This window comes from Pseudomonas sp. 5P_3.1_Bac2 (genome assembly GCF_025465995.1).
In the GTDB taxonomy this organism is placed as follows: domain Bacteria; phylum Pseudomonadota; class Gammaproteobacteria; order Pseudomonadales; family Pseudomonadaceae; genus Aquipseudomonas.
On the sequence record NZ_JANLNY010000004.1, the window covers coordinates 109,003 to 126,648 of the forward strand.

Here is a 17,646-nt window from a genome sequence, read left to right on the forward strand (position 1 = left end):
CTGGCGCGAGCCGCCGTGGTGGCCTGGCCCTTAAATAAAATGGCGGCCCTGAGGCCGCCATGGGTGACGCTGGGTTGCCGCGCGCGCCTTAGCGATCGGGCAGGGTAATGTTGAGTTCGAGAATCGAGCAGCTGCCTTGGTTTTCCAGGGCGACCTGCACTTGATCAGACTCAATGTTGACGTACTTGCGAATCACCGCCACCAGCTCTTGTTGCAGGGCCGGTAGGTAATCCGGTTGAGTACGTTGGCCACGTTCGTGGGCGACGATAATCTGCAGACGCTCTTTCGCGATAGCCGCTGGAGTTTCCTTCTTGCGTTCACGAAAGAAGTCAAAAATGTTCATTCACGACCTCCAAACAGGCGCTGGATGAATCCCTTCTTCTGCACATCAAGGAAACGATGTGCCACTTCTTTGCCCAGCAGGCGGTCAACCGCGTCGCTGTATGCTTGGCCGGCATCACTCTGGTCATCGAGGATGACCGGTACGCCTTGGTTGGATGCCTTAAGTACGGCTTGCGATTCTGGAATAACGCCGAGCAGGCGAATGGCGAGGATTTCCTCGACGTCTTCGACGCCCAGCATTTCGCCCTTAACCACGCGCTCTGGGTTGTAGCGAGTCAGCAGCAGGTGTTCTTTGATCGGCTCTTTGCCTTCTTCGGCGCGGCGCGATTTGCTTGCCAACAGGCCCAGCATGCGATCGGAGTCGCGCACCGAGGAGACTTCCGGGTTGGTCACGACAATCGCTTCATCGGCGAAGTACATGGCCAGGTGGGCGCCTTTCTCGATACCGGCAGGTGAGTCGCAGATCACAAATTCGAAACTTTCGCTCAGCTCGCTGATGACTTTAGCCACGCCTTCTTGGGTCAGGGCATCTTTGTCACGAGTCTGGCTGGCGGCCAGCACGTAGAGATTTTCCAGGCGCTTGTCTTTGATCAGGGCCTGGGTCAAGGTGGCTTCGCCGTTGACGACGTTAACGAAGTCGTACACCACGCGGCGTTCGCAACCCATGATCAGGTCGAGGTTACGCAAGCCGACGTCGAAGTCGACGATGACCGTCTTGTGGCCGCGCAAGGCAAGGCCGGTACCGATGGCAGCGCTGGTGGTGGTTTTACCGACGCCACCCTTGCCGGATGTAACTACGAGGATCTTGGCCAAGGTGATTCACCCCAAAATGTAGAAAAGTCGCAGGTTTCCGTGGCCTATACGAGGCTTCCGGGTGCCCTGTCTGTGTCCTTAAAAGTGGCGGCAGTATCCGTTAAAGGCGAATGATGTTCAACACATCCGCCACCAGGGACACCTGCACCGGTTTGCCCCATAGTGGATCGCGGCGTAAGTCTTCTGCCACCTTGTACTGCCCAGCGATAGATAGCAACTCGGCGCCCAGCTGCTGACAGAAGATGCGCGCGCCTAAGTTGCCCTTAACTCCGGCCAGTGCTCGGCCGCGCATGGGCGCATAAATATGGATGTTGCCATCGGCCAGCAGTTCAGCACCGGCGCTAACCGGTGCCAGCACAATCAGGTCGCCGCCTTGGGCATAGATTTGCTGACCACCGCGTACGGGATGGCTGATCACCCGCGTCGGTTTCACTTCAGGTTCCACCGGCTTCGGTGGTTCGACTGGTTTGGGCGGCTCCAGTTCGATGCGCCGCTCGCGCGCGCCGGAAGGCGGCAAGACGGGCAGGTCGAGGGCCTCGGCAGCGGCGATATCGGTGTCGCGGTTGGCGCGGATGGCTAAGGTGCGCAGGCCATGTTTGCGGCACACGGCCATCAAGGCTGCGAGGTCCAGCTCACCTTCGCCTTCGGGTAATTTGTCCAGGGCCAGCACCAGCGGCGTGTTGCTAAAGAAGGCCGGGGCGAGGGCGACTTTTTCACTGAGTTGAAGGTCGAGGCGTTCGAGATCGTTGTGCGCCAGTTCCATCACGGTAATGGCTAGCATGCTGCCTTTAAGCTGGAAAACAGGGTCTTGTGCGAGGAGATCAGCTTGGCTCATGGTCTGCCTGATGGGGCTCGGTAAAAGTAAACGGGACTTATAGCGAGATCACCGCGCACTCGCAAGGGCTGCGCGGCTAAAGGCGCGGCAGGTCACGCTTAGACGGCTGGGTGCGGGCGCCAGCTTGGGGCGAAAGTCCTGTTAGAATGCCGCGCTTTACTAGTTTGCCTCGGATACCTCGTATGGACCGCCCTGTGTTTCGCCGTGCCTTTCTTCACCCGCGCTTCTGGCCGTTATGGCTGGGCTTGGGCGTGCTGTGGCTGGTGGTGCAGTTACCCTACGGGCTGTTGCTCAAACTGGGCCGGGGCTTGGGCTGGTTGATGTTTTATGCCGCTGGCTCGCGGCGCAAAATCGCCCGGCGCAATCTGGAGTTGTGTTTCCCGCAGTTGTCCTTAGCCGCGCGGGAAAAACTGCTGCGCGAGAACTTCGCCTCCACCGGCATCGCCTTCTTCGAGATGGCCATGAGCTGGTGGTGGCCCAAAGCCAAGCTGGCCAAGTTGGCCCATATAGAAGGTCTTGAACATTTATTGGCGGCGCAGCGCGATGGCCAGGGCGTGATTCTGATGGCGCTGCATTTCACCACCTTGGAGATCGGTGCGGCGCTGTTGGGGCAGGTGCACACCATCGACGGCATGTACCGCGAGCACAGCAATCCGTTATTTGATTATGTGCAGCGCACCGGGCGCGAGCGGCATAACCAAGATTCCACGGCGATTGAGCGCGAAGACGTGCGTGCCATGCTTAAGGTACTGCGCGCCGGCCGGGCGATCTGGTATGCACCGGATCAGGACTACGGGCGTAAGCAAAGTCTGTTTGTGCCGCTGTTTGGTATTCAGGCGGCAACCGTTACCGCCACCACTAAGTTTGCTCGCTTAGGCCGCGCCCGGGTGTTGCCCTTCACCCAGCGGCGTTTAGCCGACGGCAGCGGCTATCAGTTGAAGATTCATCCGCCGTTAGCGGGCTTCCCGGCCGACAGCGAAGAGGCCGACTGCTTGTTGATCAACCAGTGGGTCGAGCAAGCGGTCAGCGCTTGTCCAGAGCAATACCTGTGGGCCCATCGGCGCTTTAAGACCCGCCCTGAGGGCAGCCCCTCGCTCTATAACAAAGCGTAACCAAGAGGACTATGGTCGGCTGCCACGCCACGCCTATACTCGCGAGCTAATCGAGCAGCTTAAGCGCAGTGGAGGTTGGCGATGCAGGAAGCAGTGAGTCCGGCAGGAGAGAACATCACCGGCTTGATCCTCTCCGGCGGCGGCGCCCGTGCGGCCTATCAGGTCGGCGTGCTGGCCGCGATCGCCGATCTGCTGCCCAATGGTGCGTGTAATCCATTTCCGGTCATCGTCGGTACCTCGGCGGGGGCGATCAACGCCGTGGGCCTGGCCTGCGGCGCTTTGCACTTCTGCCAGGCGGTGCGCCGCTTGCAGGATGTGTGGCAAAACTTTCATACGCATAAGGTCTATCGCAGCGACTGGCCCGGTGTATTGCGCCAAGCCGGGCGCTTTATGGCCCATAGCCTGCTGGGGCTCGGCGGCGCGGCGCCGGTGGCGTTGCTGGATAGCTCGCCCTTGGCTGAATTGCTACGCAAGGAACTGGACTTCAGTGGCATTCACGCCGCTGTGCGCCAGCGTCAGTTACGCGCAGTGGCGGTCACCGCGTTCGGTTACGAAAGCTCGCAGGCGATGACCTTTTATCAAGGTCGCGGCAATATCGACCCTTGGTTCCGCCATCGCCGGGTCGGGGTGCCGACGCGCCTGGATTTGTCCCACCTGTTGGCCAGTGCGGCGATCCCGCTGATTTTTCCGCCGGTGAAAATCAACCGCGAATACTTTGGCGACGGCGCGGTGCGGCAGTCGGCACCGATCAGCCCAGCGCTGCATTTGGGCGCTAACCGGGTGCTGGTGGTGGGCGTCAGTGGCAATGCCAGCCCGCAACAGGCCCAGAGCGTGCCGGATATCGGCCCGGCCCATGGGCAACTGCCGAGCCTGGCGCAAATCGGCGGGCATATGCTCAACAGCACCTTTATCGACAATTTAGAAAGCGATATCGAGATGCTCGAGCGGCTCAATTATTTGGGCCGCCTGATCCCGCCACACCTGCACCCCAGAGGCTTGGGCCTGAAGCCAGTGGATGTGCTGGTGATTGCCCCCAGCCAGCCGCTGGATGTGATCGCCGCACGGCACCGCCGGGAGCTGCCGCGTTCGCTCAGTTTGTTCCTGCGCGGGCCCGGGGCGACTAAGCACAGCGGCGCCGGCGTGCTGAGCTATTTGTTGTTTGAGCCGGGCTACTGCAATGAGCTGATTGAGCTGGGTTACCAGGACGCCATGGCGCAAAAACAGCGCTTAATTGAGTTTCTCGGTTTGAGCCAATTGACTGCCTGTGGCGAGCCGGCCCTTTCTAAGTGAAAATTGTCTGCCAGCCGTGCTGAGAAAGTCGCGCCAAGCGCGGCGCCTGGCGATAAACTGCGCGCAGTACAATCTGGCTAATGTCGGTTAATCCTGGCCAAGGCAGGCGGCGAGCGCTGTAACAAGTTGTCGCCTGGCGACAAGGCCCGTCGATTGCGCATCCCTACACTTTTAATGTGCCTGCTGCGCGCAGGTGCCCCTCTTTCAGGAGAGCTTTGATGTCCGTTGAGCACGACCCGGTGCAGCGCGCCGATTTTGATCAGGTGATGGTGCCTAACTATGCCCCGGCTGCCTTTATTCCCGTACGTGGCCAAGGTTCGCGGGTGTGGGATCAAAGGGGTCGTGAGCTGATCGACTTCGCTGGCGGCATCGCCGTTAACGTTTTGGGTCATGCCCATCCGGCATTGGTCAAAGCCCTGACCGAGCAAGCCAACCTGCTGTGGCATGTGTCCAACGTGTTCACCAACGAGCCGGCCCTGCGTCTGGCCAAAAAACTGGTGGATGCCACCTTTGCTGAGCGGGTGTTCTTCTGCAACTCCGGTGCAGAAGCCAACGAAGCGGCATTCAAGCTGGCGCGGCGGGTGGCGTTCAATCAGTTTGGCGAAGACAAACACGAGATCATCGCGGCCACCAACAGTTTCCACGGCCGCACTCTGTTCACCGTTAGCGTCGGTGGTCAGCCTAAGTATTCCGATGGCTTTGGCCCGAAAATCCAAGGCATCAGCCACGTGCCGTACAACGACATCGACGCGCTGAAAGCCGCGGTGAGCAGCAAAACCTGCGCCGTGGTGCTGGAACCGATCCAGGGTGAGGGCGGCGTGCTGCCGGCGGATCTTGAATACCTGCAAGCCGCTCGCGCGCTGTGCGATGAGCACGATGCGCTGCTGATCTTCGACGAAGTACAGAGCGGCATGGGTCGTACCGGCTCGCTGTTTGCCTATATGCATTACGGGGTGACGCCAGACATCCTCAGCAGCGCCAAGAGCTTGGGCGGCGGCTTCCCGATTGGCGCCATGCTCACCACGCAAGAGCTGGCGACGCATTTCGCGGTCGGCACCCACGGCACCACTTATGGCGGCAACGCCCTGGCTTGCGCCGTGGGCGAGGCGGTGATCGACACCATCAACACCCCTGAGGTGTGGGCCGGTGTGCAGGCCAAGCATGAGCGCTTCAAAAGCAAACTGCTGCAAATCGGTGAGCAGTACGCTGTGTTCAACGAAGTGCGTGGCCTTGGTTTGCTCCTCGGGGCTGTGCTCAACGATAAGTGGAAAGGTCAGGCCAAGGCCTTCCTCGACGCAGCCACTGAGCAGGATCTGATGGTGCTGCAAGCCGGCCCCGATGTGATCCGTTTTGCCCCAAGCCTGGTGATCGACGACGCCGATATCGATGAGGGCCTGGCCCGTTTCGAGCGTGCCGTGGCGCAGGTCGTACGCGGCTAAGGCGGCCTGGGGCGGCTGTCGCCCCATTTGTGGCAATCCAACTGGTGTATCCGCCGCAGGCCAGATCTGCGGTCTGTCGATAAGGAGTGGCAGCATGCTGGTGATGCGCCCGGCGCAAATGGCCGACCTGGCCCAAGTGCAGCGTTTGGCTGCGGACAGCCCGGTGGGGGTGACCTCGCTGCCGGATGATGCCGCCCGCCTGCAGGAGAAGATCGCCGCTAGCGAAGCCTCGCTGGCCGCTGAGGTCAGCTTTAATGGCGAAGAAAGTTATTTCTTCGTCCTCGAAGACAGCGCAACCGGGCGCCTGGTCGGCTGCTCCGGGATCGTCGCCTCAGTAGGCTACTCCGAGCCGTTTTATAGTTTCCGCAACGAAACCTTTGTGCACAACTCCCGTGAGTTGAAGATCCACAACAAGATTCACGTGCTCTCCTTGTGCCACGATCTCACTGGCAACAGCTTGCTGGTGAGCTTCTATGTGGAGCCCGGCTTGGTCGACAGTGTCTGGGCCGAGCTGAATTCCCGCGCCCGCCTGCTGTTTATGGCCAGCCACCCGCAACGCTTCGCCGATGCGGTGGTGGTGGAGATCGTCGGCCACAGTGATGAGGCCGGCAACTCGCCGTTTTGGGATGCGGTCGGGCGGCACTTCTTTGCCATGACCTACACCGAAGCGGAGCGTTTGAGCGGGCTGAAGAGCCGTACCTTTCTCGCTGAGTTGATGCCCCATTACCCGATCTATGTGCCCTTGCTGCCGGATGAGGCGCAAGAGGTGATGGGCCAGGTGCATCCACGGGCGCAAGTCAGTTTCGACATCCTCACCCGCGAAGGCTTTGAGACTGATCACTACATCGACATCTTTGATGGCGGGCCGACCCTGCATGCGCGCACGTCGGGCATACGCTCGATTGCCCATAGCCAGCAGGTGGCGGTGAGCGTGGTCAGCGCGGCCAGCGCAGTGGTTAAAGGCACGCGGCAGTACGTGGTGAGCAATGGCGGTCTGCAGGATTTTCGCGCCATTGTCTTGACCCTGGACTGGCTGCCGGGGCAGCCCGTGGCGCTAAGCCAGGCGGCAGCGCAGCTGTTGGGTGTGGTTGACGGTGCCAGCGTGCGCCTGATTGCGGTTTAAGGAGTAGGGCATGATCGTTCGTCCTGTACGCAGCAGCGACCTGCCAGCGTTGTTTGAGTTAGCCCGCAGTGGCACCGGGCTAACCAGCTTGCCGGCCAATGAAGAGCATCTGGCCTGGCGCGTTGGTTGGTCGGAAAAAGCCTTTCGCGGCGAAGCCTCGCGCGCCGATGCCGACTATTTATTTGCCTTGGAAGACGATGCCGGCACGGTCTTGGGGATCTCGGCGGTGGCGGCCGGGGTGGGCCTGCGTGCGCCTTGGTACAACTACCGGGTTGGCCTGACCGTATGCGCCTCGCAGGAGCTGGAGATCCACCGGCAAATCCCCACGCTGTTTTTGGCCAACGACATGACCGGCAACTCCGAGCTGTGTTCGTTGTTCCTCCATCCCGAACATCGCCATGGCATCAAGGGCCGCTTGCTGTCCAAGGCGCGCCTGCTGTTTATCGCCGAATTCGCCGAGCATTTTGCTCCGCAGGTGATGGCGGAGATGCGCGGCATCTGCGATGAGGCCGGGCGTTCGCCGTTTTGGGAAAGCTTGGGCCGGCACTTCTTTAAGATGGAATTCAGCCAGGCCGACTACCTCACCGGAGTGGGCAACAAGGCCTTTGTCGCCGAGCTGATGCCGAAGTTTCCGCTGTACACCTGCTTCCTCTCGGAGGAAGCGCGGGCAGTGATTGGCCGTGTCCACCCGGATACCGAGCCGGCGCTGGCCATGCTTGAGGCTGAGGGATTCAGCTACAAGGGCTATGTCGATATTTTCGACGCGGGTCCGGTGATCGAAGCACCCACCGAGAAGATCCGGGCCATCGCGCAAAGCCAGGTGCTGGTGCTGGCGGTGGGGACGCCGGGGGACGATGCCGAGGATTATCTGATTCACAACCGCCAACGCGAAAGTTGCCGGATTACCGCCGCACCCGCGCGGGTCGCTGCGGGTTCCTTGGTGGTGGCCGCGCAAACTGCGCGCCGCTTGGGCCTGACTGCCGGCGATCAAGTGCGGGCAGTGGCACTGGCTGCGCCGAGCTAAGGCGTAGTCGAGGTGGCCAGGGAGCGTCAGCTGCTGAGCAGCGCCTGCGAGGTGAACTTCGACGGCTTGGTCGGCCCTACCCACAACTATGGTGGGCTGTCGGCCGGCAATGTGGCTTCGCAGTGCAACAGTCAGCTGTGCTCCAATCCCCGTCAGGCCGCGCAACAAGGCCTGGCCAAGATGAAGTTGCTGATGGATTTGGGCCTGCCCCAAGGCGTCATCGCCCCGCAGGAACGCCCGGATCTCGCCAGCTTGCGCCGCTTGGGTTTCAGCGGCAGTGACGCTCAGGTGATTGCTCAGGCCGCAGAGCAGGCCATGCCCTTATTGGTGGCGTGCAGCTCGGCGTCGAGCATGTGGACGGCCAATGCCGCCACCGTCAGCCCCAGCGCCGATACCTTGGATGGTCGCGTGCATTTCACCGCGGCCAACCTCAACTGCAAATTCCACCGCAGCATCGAGCATCCCACCACCAGCCGGCTGCTGGCGGCGATGTTTGCCGATCCGACCTATTTTGCCCATCACCCGGCGTTGCCGGCCGAGGCGCAGTTTGGTGATGAGGGCGCGGCCAATCATTCGCGCTTTTGTCGCGACTATGGCGCGCCCGGGGTCGAGCTGTTTGTGTATGGGCGCAGCGCCCTCGACGCACGCTACAGCGCGCCGCAGCGCTATCCGGCGCGGCAAACGTTGGAGGCTTCGCAAGCCGTGGCGCGTTTGCATGGTCTGAGTGACGACGCGCTGGTGTTTGCCCAGCAGTCGCCGCTGGTGATCGATCAGGGCGTGTTCCACAACGATGTAATTGCCGTGGGCAATGGCGAATTGCTGCTCTATCACCAAGATGCCTTTGTCCATAGCAGCAAGGTGCTGGATGAGCTGCGTGACAAGCTGGCTGCCCGCGGCGGGGAGTTGCAGGCCATCTGCGTGCCGCGCGAGGCGATCAGCGTGGCCGATGCGGTGCGCTCGTATCTGTTCAATAGCCAGCTGCTCAGCCTGCCGGATGGCGATGGGTTGCTGCTGGTGCCACAGGAGTGCCAGGAGCAGGAAAAGGTCTGGCGCTATGTGCAGCACTTGGCCGACGCAGGCGGTCCAATTAATCGCGTACAGGCGGTAGATCTTAAGCAAAGTATGCAAAACGGTGGTGGTCCGGCTTGTCTGCGTTTGCGCGTGGCGCTTAAATCCGACGAGCTGGCAGCGGTCAATCCGGGGGTGTTGCTGACCCCGCTGTTGTATCAGCAGCTCAGCGCCTGGGTGGCTAAGCACTACCGTGATCGTTTGTGTGAAGAGGATTTAGCCGACCCGCAATTGTTAATCGAGTGCCGGACGGCCTTGGATGAACTGACGCAGATCCTTAAACTGGGCGCGGTTTATCCTTTTCAACTTGCTGAGTAGGGTGGATGGCGTTGGCTTGCTCCGCCCTTAAGGCTTAAAGCGTGCGCAACATTCACCCCGGCAGCCCCACTGTGGAGTATTTATGAGCGACGCCCTGCAACTCATTCTGGAAGACACCGACGGCACCCAACTGGAAACTTCCTGCACGCGTTTTGCGGTGCTCTGGCAAGGCCAGGAAATCTGGTTCCAACAAGTGGGTAACAACCAGCTGATGATCGGCGTTGACGTGGAAGAGGGCGCTAGCGAATACGCCAACTTGCTGCTGCGTCCACTGGCGACCAACCTGGTCAGCCTGGAGCTGGAAATGGAAGCCGCCGATCTGGCTGACGAAGACGGCCATGTCCACGGCCCGGATTGCCAACACGATTGAGGTAGCGCCATGCTCGCCCTCGGTAAATTGCTGGACCTGACCCTCGCCGACCATGAGCCGGCAGCGAAGATTCAACTGACCGCCGAGGGTGCGCGCTTGCGCTGGCTAGCCGCTGGCGTGCTGGAAATCAGCCCGCCAGCCGGCTGTGACAGCGGCCTGGATCTGCTCCTTTCCGCCGGCTTGCACGGCAACGAAACCGCCCCCATCGAATTACTCGACCGCTTGCTGCAAGCCATTGCTCGTGGCCATCTAAAGCCTCAGGCGCGGGTGCTGTTTGTGTTCGGCAACCCCGAGGCTATGCGCCGCGGCGAGCGTTTTATCGAGCAAGACCTGAACGCCTTGTTCAGTGGCGAACATGAACGCCATAGCGGCCCTGAGGCGTTACGTGCCGGCGATCTTGAACAACTGGCGCGGACCTTCTTCAAGCAGGCGCAGCGCCGGCGCTTGCATTACGATCTGCATACGACCATTCGCCCCTCGTTGATCGAGCCTTTTGCCCTGTATCCGCTGCCTGAGGGCCAAGCCGGCAGTCGCGCTGAGTTGGCGCAATTGCGCGCGGCCGGGATTAGCGCCGTGCTGCTGTACAACAAGAGCTCGGCCACCTTTAGCGCTTACACCGCGCAGCAACTGCAGGCCCAAGCCTTTACCCTAAAACTCGGTACGGCGCGGCCCTTTGGCCAAAATCAGCATATCGACCTCAGTGCCTTGGAGCAGCAAATTGCCGCGCTGATCGCCGGTAGTCCCACCCACGCCAATGAACTCGGTGATCTGCAACTGTTCAGCCTATCCCGGGAAGTGATTAAGCACAGTGAAGGCTTTCGTCTGCACTTACCGACCGGAGTGGCCAATTTCACCGAGCTGGGCCACGGCTCTTTGCTGGCGGAGGACCTCAGCGACACGCGCTGGCTGGTGAGTGAGCCGCACAGCCGTATCCTCTTCGCCAACCCACGGGTGCCGGTCGGCGCGCGAGCGGGTTTGGTCATTGTTCCGGCGCATAACCTGCAACTGGTCTGAGGCTTGAGGTCGATCTACTGTAATTGCCAGCTGTTGCTTGTTTTCGCGCAGACGCCCCCTTAGAGTCAGGCTAATTGCCTCAGTGTGCTCTCAAGGACTGTCTGTTATGCCTGTTATCGATCTGCGCAGTGACACTGTCACCCAACCGACTCCGGCTATGCGCCAAGCCATGCAGGCTGCGCCGCTGGGCGACGATGTATATGGCGAAGACCCCAGCGTTAATCAGTTGCAAGAGTACTTGGCCGCTGAACTGGGCTTTGCCAGCGCGCTGTTTGTGCCCACCGGCACCATGAGCAACTTGCTCGGGCTGATGGCCCACTGTGAACGTGGCGATGAGTACATCGTCGGTCAGCAAGCGCACACCTATAAATATGAAGGCGGCGGCGCCGCCGTGCTGGGCTCGATTCAGCCGCAGCCGATTGACGGCGAAGCCGATGGCTCGCTGGATTTAGCCAAGGTCGCGGCGGCGATCAAGCAGGATGACTTCCACTTCGCCCGCACCCGCTTGCTGGCGCTGGAAAACACCATGCAAGGCAAGGTGCTGCCCCTGAGTTATTTACAGGCGGCGCGGGCGTTCACCCGTGAGCGTGGGTTGGGGCTGCATCTGGATGGCGCACGCTTATATAACGCGGCGGTTAAGTTGGCGGTGCCGGCGCGGGAGATCACCCAGCACTTTGACTCGGTGTCGGTGTGTCTGTCCAAGGGCTTGGGGGCGCCCATCGGCTCGGTGCTGTGCGGCAGCGCTGAGCTGATCGACAAGGCCCGACGCCTGCGCAAGATGGTGGGTGGCGGTATGCGCCAGGCCGGTGGCTTGGCGGCGGCAGGCCTGTATGCGCTCAAACATCAGGTCGAGCGCTTGGCCGAGGACCATGCCAATGCCGAGCGCTTGGCCGCCGGCTTAACTGAGCTGGGCTACAGCGTCGAGCCTGTGCAAACCAATATGGTCTATGTGCAGATTGGTGACCAAGCGCAGGCCTTGAAAGCTTTTGCCGCTGCCCGCGGCATCGTTCTTTCGGCTGCGCCGCGACTGCGCATGGTGACGCATTTGGACGTTAGTTCGGCTGAGATTGATCAGGTAGTGGCGGCTTTTGCCGAATTTCGGCAGAATTGATGGCATCTGCGCGGCCCTATAGTCGCGCTCTATCAATAAAGGCACTAGCCCCTAAGCGTAGGGCCGATATAATGCGGCCCTTTGCCGGCTTTATCGTGGCCGCTGGTTTTTGGAAGATTCCTATGAAAAGCGCAGAAATCCGTGAAGCCTTCCTCAGCTTCTTTGAACAGAAGGGGCACACCCGAGTTGCCTCTAGCTCGCTGATTCCGGGCAACGACCCGACCCTGTTGTTCACCAACGCGGGGATGAACCAGTTCAAGGACTGTTTCCTCGGTCTGGAAAAACGCGCCTACACCCGCGCGGCCACGAGTCAGAAATGCGTGCGCGCCGGCGGCAAGCACAACGACCTGGAAAACGTCGGTTACACCGCCCGTCACCACACCTTCTTCGAAATGCTGGGTAACTTCAGCTTCGGTGACTACTTCAAGCGTGATGCCATTCACTTCGCCTGGGAGTTCTTAACCGGCGACAACTGGCTGAAACTGCCGAAGGAAAAGCTCTGGGTTACGGTCTACGCCACCGACGATGAAGCCTACGACATCTGGAACAAAGAAATCGGCGTGCCGGCCGAGCGCATGATCCGTATTGGCGACAATAAAGGTGCGCCATACGCCTCGGATAACTTCTGGACCATGGGCGACACCGGTCCGTGCGGCCCGTGCACCGAGATTTTCTTCGACCACGGCGAACACATCTGGGGTGGCCCACCCGGCTCGCCAGAAGAAGACGGCGACCGCTACATCGAAATCTGGAACAACGTGTTTATGCAATTCAACCGCACCGCTGATGGTGTCCTGCATCCGCTGCCGGCGCCTAGCGTCGACACCGGTATGGGCCTGGAGCGCATCAGCGCCGTGCTGCAACACGTTAACTCCAACTACGAGATTGACCTGTTCCAAAACCTGCTCAGCGCAGCGGCCAAGGCTATTGGTTGTGCCAACGAGGGCCAGGCTTCGCTGAAAGTGGTGGCTGACCATATCCGTTCGTGCAGCTTCCTGATTGCCGATGGCGTGACGCCGTCCAATGAAGGTCGCGGCTATGTGCTGCGCCGCATCATCCGGCGCGCTTGCCGTCACGGGAACAAACTGGGCGCTAAGGGCAGCTTCTTCTATCAAATCGTCGCGGCATTGGTTGCCGAGATGGGCGAGGCGTTCTCTGAACTGGTGCAACAGCAAGCGCACATCGAGCGCGTGCTGAAAACCGAAGAAGAGCAGTTCGCCAAGACCCTGGAGCAGGGCTTGAAGATCCTTGAGCAGGATCTGAGCGAACTCAAAGGCACGGTGATTCCCGGTGAAGTCATCTTCAAGCTGTACGACACCTACGGCTTCCCGATGGACCTCACCGGCGACATCGCCCGTGAGCGTGAGCTGACGCTCGACGAAGAAGGCTTCGAGCGCGAGATGCAGGCTCAGCGTGAGCGTGCTCGTTCGGCCAGTGCCTTCGGCATGGATTACAACGCGTTGGTTAAAGTCGACAGCGACACCCATTTCCTCGGCTACAGCGGCACCAGTGGCAGCGGCAAAATCATTGCCCTGTTCAAGGATGGCGCTGCGGTAGACAGCCTCAAAGAAGGCGAGGAGGGCGTGGTGGTCCTCGACCAGACTCCGTTCTATGCCGAGTCCGGTGGTCAAGCCGGTGACTGCGGCTACCTCGAGGGCGCCGGCGTGCGCTTCGATGTACGCGACACCACTAAAGCCGGCGGCGCCTTCCTGCACCACGGTGTAGCGGTTAAAGGTGGCCTGAGCGTGGGCACTTCGCTGAAAGCAGAAGTCGATGCCACTGTGCGTCAGGCTACGGCGTTGAACCACTCGGCCACGCACTTGCTGCATGCGGCGCTGCGCCAAGTGTTGGGTGAGCACGTCACGCAGAAGGGCTCCTTGGTCAATAGTCAGCGCCTGCGCTTTGACTTCAGCCACTTCGAAGCCATTACGCCTGCGCAGATCAAAACCCTGGAAGACCTCGTTAACCGCGAAGTGCGGGCTAACAGTGAAGTCGAAACCCTGGAAACCGATATCGAAACCGCCAAGGCCAAAGGCGCCATGGCGTTGTTTGGTGAGAAGTACGGCGACCAGGTTCGCGTGCTGAGCATGGGTGGCGATTTCTCCGTAGAGCTTTGCGGTGGTACGCACGTTAAGCGCACCGGTGATATCGGCCTGTTCAAGATTGTCAGCGAAGGCGGTGTCGCCGCTGGCGTGCGCCGTATTGAAGCCGTCACCGGCAGCGCGGCTTTGGCTTACCTCAATGGTGCCGAAGAGCAGCTCAAAGAAGCCGCTAACCTGGTTAAGGGCAGCCGCGACAACGTGCTGGATAAACTCAGCGCGTTGCTGGAACGCAACCGTCAGTTGGAAAAAGAGCTGGAGCAGCTCAAGGCCAAAGCCGCCAGCGCGGCTGGTGATGATCTGGCCAGTTCTGCCGTGGCAGTTAAAGGCAGCAAGGTTCTCAGTGCCCGTCTCGATGGTTTGGATGGCAAAGCTTTACTGGCACTGGTCGATCAGCTGAAAAACAAACTGGGCAGCGCAGTGATTTTGCTCGGCGGCGTACAGGACGACAAAGTCGTGCTGGTGGCCGGTGTCACCCAAGACCTGACCAGCAAACTGAAAGCCGGCGAGCTGATGAAGCAAGCCGCTGCGGCAGTCGGTGGTAAAGGTGGCGGCCGTCCGGACATGGCCCAAGGCGGCGGCACTGATGCTGCAGCCCTGGACAGCGCGTTGGCACTGGCCCTGAGTTTTGCCGAGCAGGGCCTGTAAGCGCCTGCGGCAAGGTCGACCTAAACCCGCTTTACGCCCACGGGTTTTGGTCGGCAGTTGAGTTGTATGTTTAATGGGCGCCCTTCAAGGGCTGAGGCGGCTTTGAAATGGCTTTGATCGTACAGAAATTTGGCGGCACCTCCGTCGGCACTGTTGAGCGCATTCAGCAAGTGGCGCAGAAGGTGAAGAAGTTCCGCGAAAACGGCGATGACATTGTGGTTGTGGTTTCCGCCATGAGCGGTGAAACCAATCGCCTGATCGATCTGGCCAAACAGGTCAGTGATGGTCAGCCGGTACCCCGAGAGCTCGACGTAATGGTCTCCACCGGCGAGCAGGTCACCATTGCCCTGCTGGCCATGGCGCTGGAAAAGATTGGTGTGCCGGCGGTGTCGTACACCGGCAGCCAAGTGCGCATTCTTACTGACAGCGCGTTCAACAAGGCGCGCATCCTGCACATCGACGATCAAAACCTGCGTGCCGAGCTCAAGGCTGGCCGGGTAGTGGTGGTCGCTGGTTTCCAAGGCGTGGATGAGCAGGGCAACATTACCACCCTCGGCCGTGGTGGCTCCGACACCACTGGCGTGGCCTTGGCGGCCGCGCTGAAAGCTGACGAGTGCCAGATCTATACCGATGTCGACGGTGTTTACACCACTGACCCGCGTGTCGTGCCCCAGGCCCAGCGTCTGGAGAAAATCACCTTTGAAGAAATGCTGGAAATGGCCAGCCTGGGCTCCAAGGTGCTGCAGATTCGCTCGGTAGAATTCGCCGGCAAGTACAACGTTCCGCTGCGCGTACTGCACAGCTTTAAGGAGGGGCCGGGCACCCTCATCACCTTAGACGAAGAGGAATCCATGGAACAGCCGATCATCTCTGGCATCGCTTTCAATCGCGACGAAGCCAAGCTGACCATCCGTGGCGTACCGGATCTGCCGGGCGTAGCATTTAAGATTCTCGGCCCGATCAGCGCGGCCAACATTGAAGTCGACATGATCGTGCAGAACGTAGCGCACGATAACACTACCGACTTCACCTTCACGGTGCACCGCAATGACTACAATGCGGCCCTGCAAGTGCTGGAAAACACCTCGCGCGAACTGGGTGCCCGTGAAGTCAGCGGCAACACGCAAATCGCCAAGGTCTCGATTGTCGGTGTCGGCATGCGCTCCCACGCGGGCGTGGCCAGCCGCATGTTCGAAGCCCTGGCTAAAGAAAACATCAATATCCAGATGATTTCGACCTCTGAAATCAAAGTATCAGTGGTCATTGAAGAGAAATATCTGGAGTTGGCGGTGCGTGCGCTGCACACTGCGTTCGAGTTGGACGCACCGGCCCGGCCGGCCGAATAAGGGAATATTCAAAAGGCGCGCATCTACGCGCCTTTTGTCTTTTTGCTTGGCCCGAATAGGAACTTTTACTCTGTTCGGACTGGTCAAAACTTGAACGCAGCCTCTGTTTGCTATGCTCGGAGTCGACGTTTTTTATTTTTTTGCAGACTGCTGTACTGAACTGAAATCCGTAAGGAGAAAGGAATGCTGATTCTGACTCGTAGGGTCGGAGAGACCCTGATGGTCGGTGACGAAGTCACTGTGACCGTGCTGGGCGTTAAAGGTAATCAGGTGCGAATTGGCGTGAATGCGCCTAAAGAAGTAGCTGTGCACCGTGAAGAAATCTACCAGCGCATCCAGAAAGAGAAGGTCGACGAACCAAGCCACTAATTTAATTGAAAATTTTGCTTTGCAAACGGGGAAAACATGGTTAACATGCGCCCCGTGTTGCGGAGAGGTGGCCGAGTGGCCGAAGGCGCTCCCCTGCTAAGGGAGTACACCTCAAAAGGGTGTCGGGGGTTCGAATCCCCCCTTCTCCGCCATTATTCAGCGTTGCAGAGCGCTGAAGCTAAGGCGAAAAGCTTCAAGCTAAAGTTTCTGTGATGCACCAAGTTAGTGGACTCATAGCTCAGCTGGATAGAGTACTCGGCTACGAACCGAGCGGTCGGAGGTTCGAATCCTCCTGAGTCCGCCATACACATGGCTTGCAGTGATGCAAGCCATTTTGTTTCAACCAGCGGTGATCTGGTCTAAAAGCGCCTACGGACTCATAGCTCAGCTGGATAGAGTACTCGGCTACGAACCGAGCGGTCGGAGGTTCGAATCCTCCTGAGTCCGCCATATTCATGGCAACGCAGCAATGCGCACCATGCAGCTGTAACCAGCGGTGATCTGGTCTAAAAGCGCCACACGGACTCATAGCTCAGCTGGATAGAGTACTCGGCTACGAACCGAGCGGTCGGAGGTTCGAATCCTCCTGAGTCCGCCATACCAAGCTTGCTTAGGTGCAAGCTAAGAGAAGGGCCTACAGCGATGTAGGCCCTTTTTTTATTGGCGCGATTTAGTTTTCCCTTTGCCCTTCACGCAGCCGGCTTCATCGAAGCTGACACTGCGACTGTGGCCTTTCTGGCCTTGATAGTTGTACTGCGTTTCGCCATTGCGTGAGCTGACGCGATCGGGGCGCCCGAGGCTGCTTTCTACTTCAGCGCGATTCATGCCTTGGCGTACCTGATTTTTGATAATGGCCACGCGCTTTTCGCTGCTGCTGAGTAGATCGCCGCAGTCATCGTGCTGACCACCGACTACAGTGATAGCAGTGTTCTGTTTATCTGCAGCTTTTTTCTTGTTCGGGCGTGGTGCAGCCATAGGGGTCGCCTTGCCGCTGCCGGGTGTGGGGTTATGCACCTGTTGGCGTTGCAGGTTGCTCGTGGTCGGGCAGCCCTGCTGGGCGTAAGTGATGTGACCGCGCTCATCTTCGCAGCGAAAAACTTCGGTTGCTGCACTGGGTAATGCTGTAAAGGGGAGGGCGCAGAAAGTCGCCCAGCACAATGCCCGCATGATTCGTCCTCCGTGACGACGTGCGGCAAGGCTAGCTGAGGATTTTGTCGACGCCAGGCGTGTCTCAGTCGGAAAACAGCGCGTCGCAGCTACAGCGATACAAGTTTGCTCAAGTTTGTTGTGCAAGCGCTTGTTCTAAGATTGTTTTTGTCACATGC

At 59.7% G+C, this 17,646-nt stretch carries 16 protein-coding genes and 4 tRNA genes; 16 read left to right on the top strand and 4 right to left on the bottom strand.

The window, feature by feature from the left end:
* Positions 1–88: 88 nt before the first annotated feature.
* From minE to minC, 3 genes are all read right to left on the bottom strand, one after another.
* Positions 89–343, bottom strand: coding sequence for a cell division topological specificity factor MinE (minE, locus tag NTD81_RS01775; protein ID WP_262178802.1), 255 nt, complete (start codon positions 341–343; stop codon positions 89–91).
* Positions 340–1,155: a septum site-determining protein MinD gene (minD, locus tag NTD81_RS01780; RefSeq protein WP_262178803.1), complete on the bottom strand. Its 816-nt coding sequence runs from the start codon at positions 1,153–1,155 to the stop codon at positions 340–342. The genes minE and minD overlap by 4 nt, the downstream gene beginning before the upstream one ends.
* A 100-nt stretch (positions 1,156–1,255) precedes the next feature.
* The gene (gene minC / locus NTD81_RS01785; RefSeq protein WP_262178804.1) at positions 1,256–1,990 is read right to left on the bottom strand and encodes a septum site-determining protein MinC; all 735 of its coding nucleotides are present in this window, start codon (positions 1,988–1,990) and stop codon (positions 1,256–1,258) included.
* A gap of 182 nt (positions 1,991–2,172) precedes the next feature.
* On the opposite strand from minC, the gene NTD81_RS01790 reads away from it, so the two are divergent.
* The 16 genes from NTD81_RS01790 to NTD81_RS01865 all read left to right on the top strand — a co-directional run bounded on the left by NTD81_RS01790 (position 2,173) and on the right by NTD81_RS01865 (position 16,919).
* The gene (locus tag NTD81_RS01790; protein WP_262178805.1) at positions 2,173–3,102 is read left to right on the top strand and encodes a lipid A biosynthesis lauroyl acyltransferase; all 930 of its coding nucleotides are present in this window, start codon (positions 2,173–2,175) and stop codon (positions 3,100–3,102) included.
* An 81-nt stretch (positions 3,103–3,183) separates the two neighbouring features.
* Positions 3,184–4,392 (top strand): patatin-like phospholipase family protein, encoded by a 1,209-nt coding sequence (locus tag NTD81_RS01795; RefSeq protein WP_262178806.1) that lies wholly within the window; start codon positions 3,184–3,186, stop codon positions 4,390–4,392.
* Positions 4,393–4,610: 218 nt separating this feature from the next.
* Positions 4,611–5,831 carry an aspartate aminotransferase family protein gene (locus tag NTD81_RS01800; protein WP_262178807.1) on the top strand — a complete coding sequence of 407 codons (1,221 nt, stop codon included), beginning with the start codon at positions 4,611–4,613 and terminating at the stop codon, positions 5,829–5,831.
* A 94-nt stretch (positions 5,832–5,925) separates the two neighbouring features.
* The gene (gene aruF / locus NTD81_RS01805; RefSeq protein ID WP_262178808.1) at positions 5,926–6,954 is read left to right on the top strand and encodes an arginine/ornithine succinyltransferase subunit alpha; all 1,029 of its coding nucleotides are present in this window, start codon (positions 5,926–5,928) and stop codon (positions 6,952–6,954) included.
* Positions 6,955–6,964: 10 nt separating this feature from the next.
* Positions 6,965–7,978: an arginine N-succinyltransferase gene (astA, locus tag NTD81_RS01810; RefSeq protein WP_262178809.1), complete on the top strand. Its 1,014-nt coding sequence runs from the start codon at positions 6,965–6,967 to the stop codon at positions 7,976–7,978.
* A gap of 33 nt (positions 7,979–8,011) precedes the next feature.
* On the top strand, positions 8,012–9,364 hold the full coding sequence (gene astB, locus NTD81_RS01815; RefSeq protein ID WP_262179801.1) for an N-succinylarginine dihydrolase: 1,353 nt from the start codon (positions 8,012–8,014) through the stop codon (positions 9,362–9,364).
* A gap of 82 nt (positions 9,365–9,446) precedes the next feature.
* Positions 9,447–9,734: a topoisomerase II gene (locus tag NTD81_RS01820; RefSeq protein ID WP_262178810.1), complete on the top strand. Its 288-nt coding sequence runs from the start codon at positions 9,447–9,449 to the stop codon at positions 9,732–9,734.
* Between the two features lie 9 nt (positions 9,735–9,743).
* Positions 9,744–10,748, top strand: coding sequence for a succinylglutamate desuccinylase (gene astE, locus NTD81_RS01825; RefSeq protein WP_262178811.1), 1,005 nt, complete (start codon positions 9,744–9,746; stop codon positions 10,746–10,748).
* A 106-nt stretch (positions 10,749–10,854) separates the two neighbouring features.
* Positions 10,855–11,859: a low-specificity L-threonine aldolase gene (gene ltaE / locus NTD81_RS01830; protein WP_262178812.1), complete on the top strand. Its 1,005-nt coding sequence runs from the start codon at positions 10,855–10,857 to the stop codon at positions 11,857–11,859.
* 122 nt (positions 11,860–11,981) lie between these two features.
* Positions 11,982–14,606 (top strand): alanine--tRNA ligase, encoded by a 2,625-nt coding sequence (gene alaS, locus NTD81_RS01835; RefSeq protein ID WP_262178813.1) that lies wholly within the window; start codon positions 11,982–11,984, stop codon positions 14,604–14,606.
* A 107-nt stretch (positions 14,607–14,713) separates the two neighbouring features.
* Positions 14,714–15,952, top strand: coding sequence for an aspartate kinase (locus NTD81_RS01840; protein WP_262178814.1), 1,239 nt, complete (start codon positions 14,714–14,716; stop codon positions 15,950–15,952).
* A 183-nt stretch (positions 15,953–16,135) separates the two neighbouring features.
* Entirely contained in the window at positions 16,136–16,321 is a 186-nt protein-coding gene (gene csrA / locus NTD81_RS01845) for a carbon storage regulator CsrA (RefSeq protein WP_262178816.1), read from the top strand.
* 61 nt (positions 16,322–16,382) lie between these two features.
* Positions 16,383–16,473: transfer RNA gene (locus tag NTD81_RS01850), tRNA-Ser, on the top strand.
* A 75-nt stretch (positions 16,474–16,548) separates the two neighbouring features.
* Positions 16,549–16,625, top strand: a tRNA-Arg gene (locus NTD81_RS01855).
* 69 nt (positions 16,626–16,694) lie between these two features.
* Positions 16,695–16,771, top strand: a tRNA-Arg gene (locus tag NTD81_RS01860).
* A 71-nt stretch (positions 16,772–16,842) separates the two neighbouring features.
* Positions 16,843–16,919: transfer RNA gene (locus NTD81_RS01865), tRNA-Arg, on the top strand.
* A gap of 59 nt (positions 16,920–16,978) precedes the next feature.
* Here the strand turns inward: NTD81_RS01865 and NTD81_RS01870 are convergent.
* Positions 16,979–17,614 carry an outer membrane protein assembly factor BamE gene (locus NTD81_RS01870; RefSeq protein ID WP_262178818.1) on the bottom strand — a complete coding sequence of 212 codons (636 nt, stop codon included), beginning with the start codon at positions 17,612–17,614 and terminating at the stop codon, positions 16,979–16,981.
* Positions 17,615–17,646: the final 32 nt, after the last annotated feature.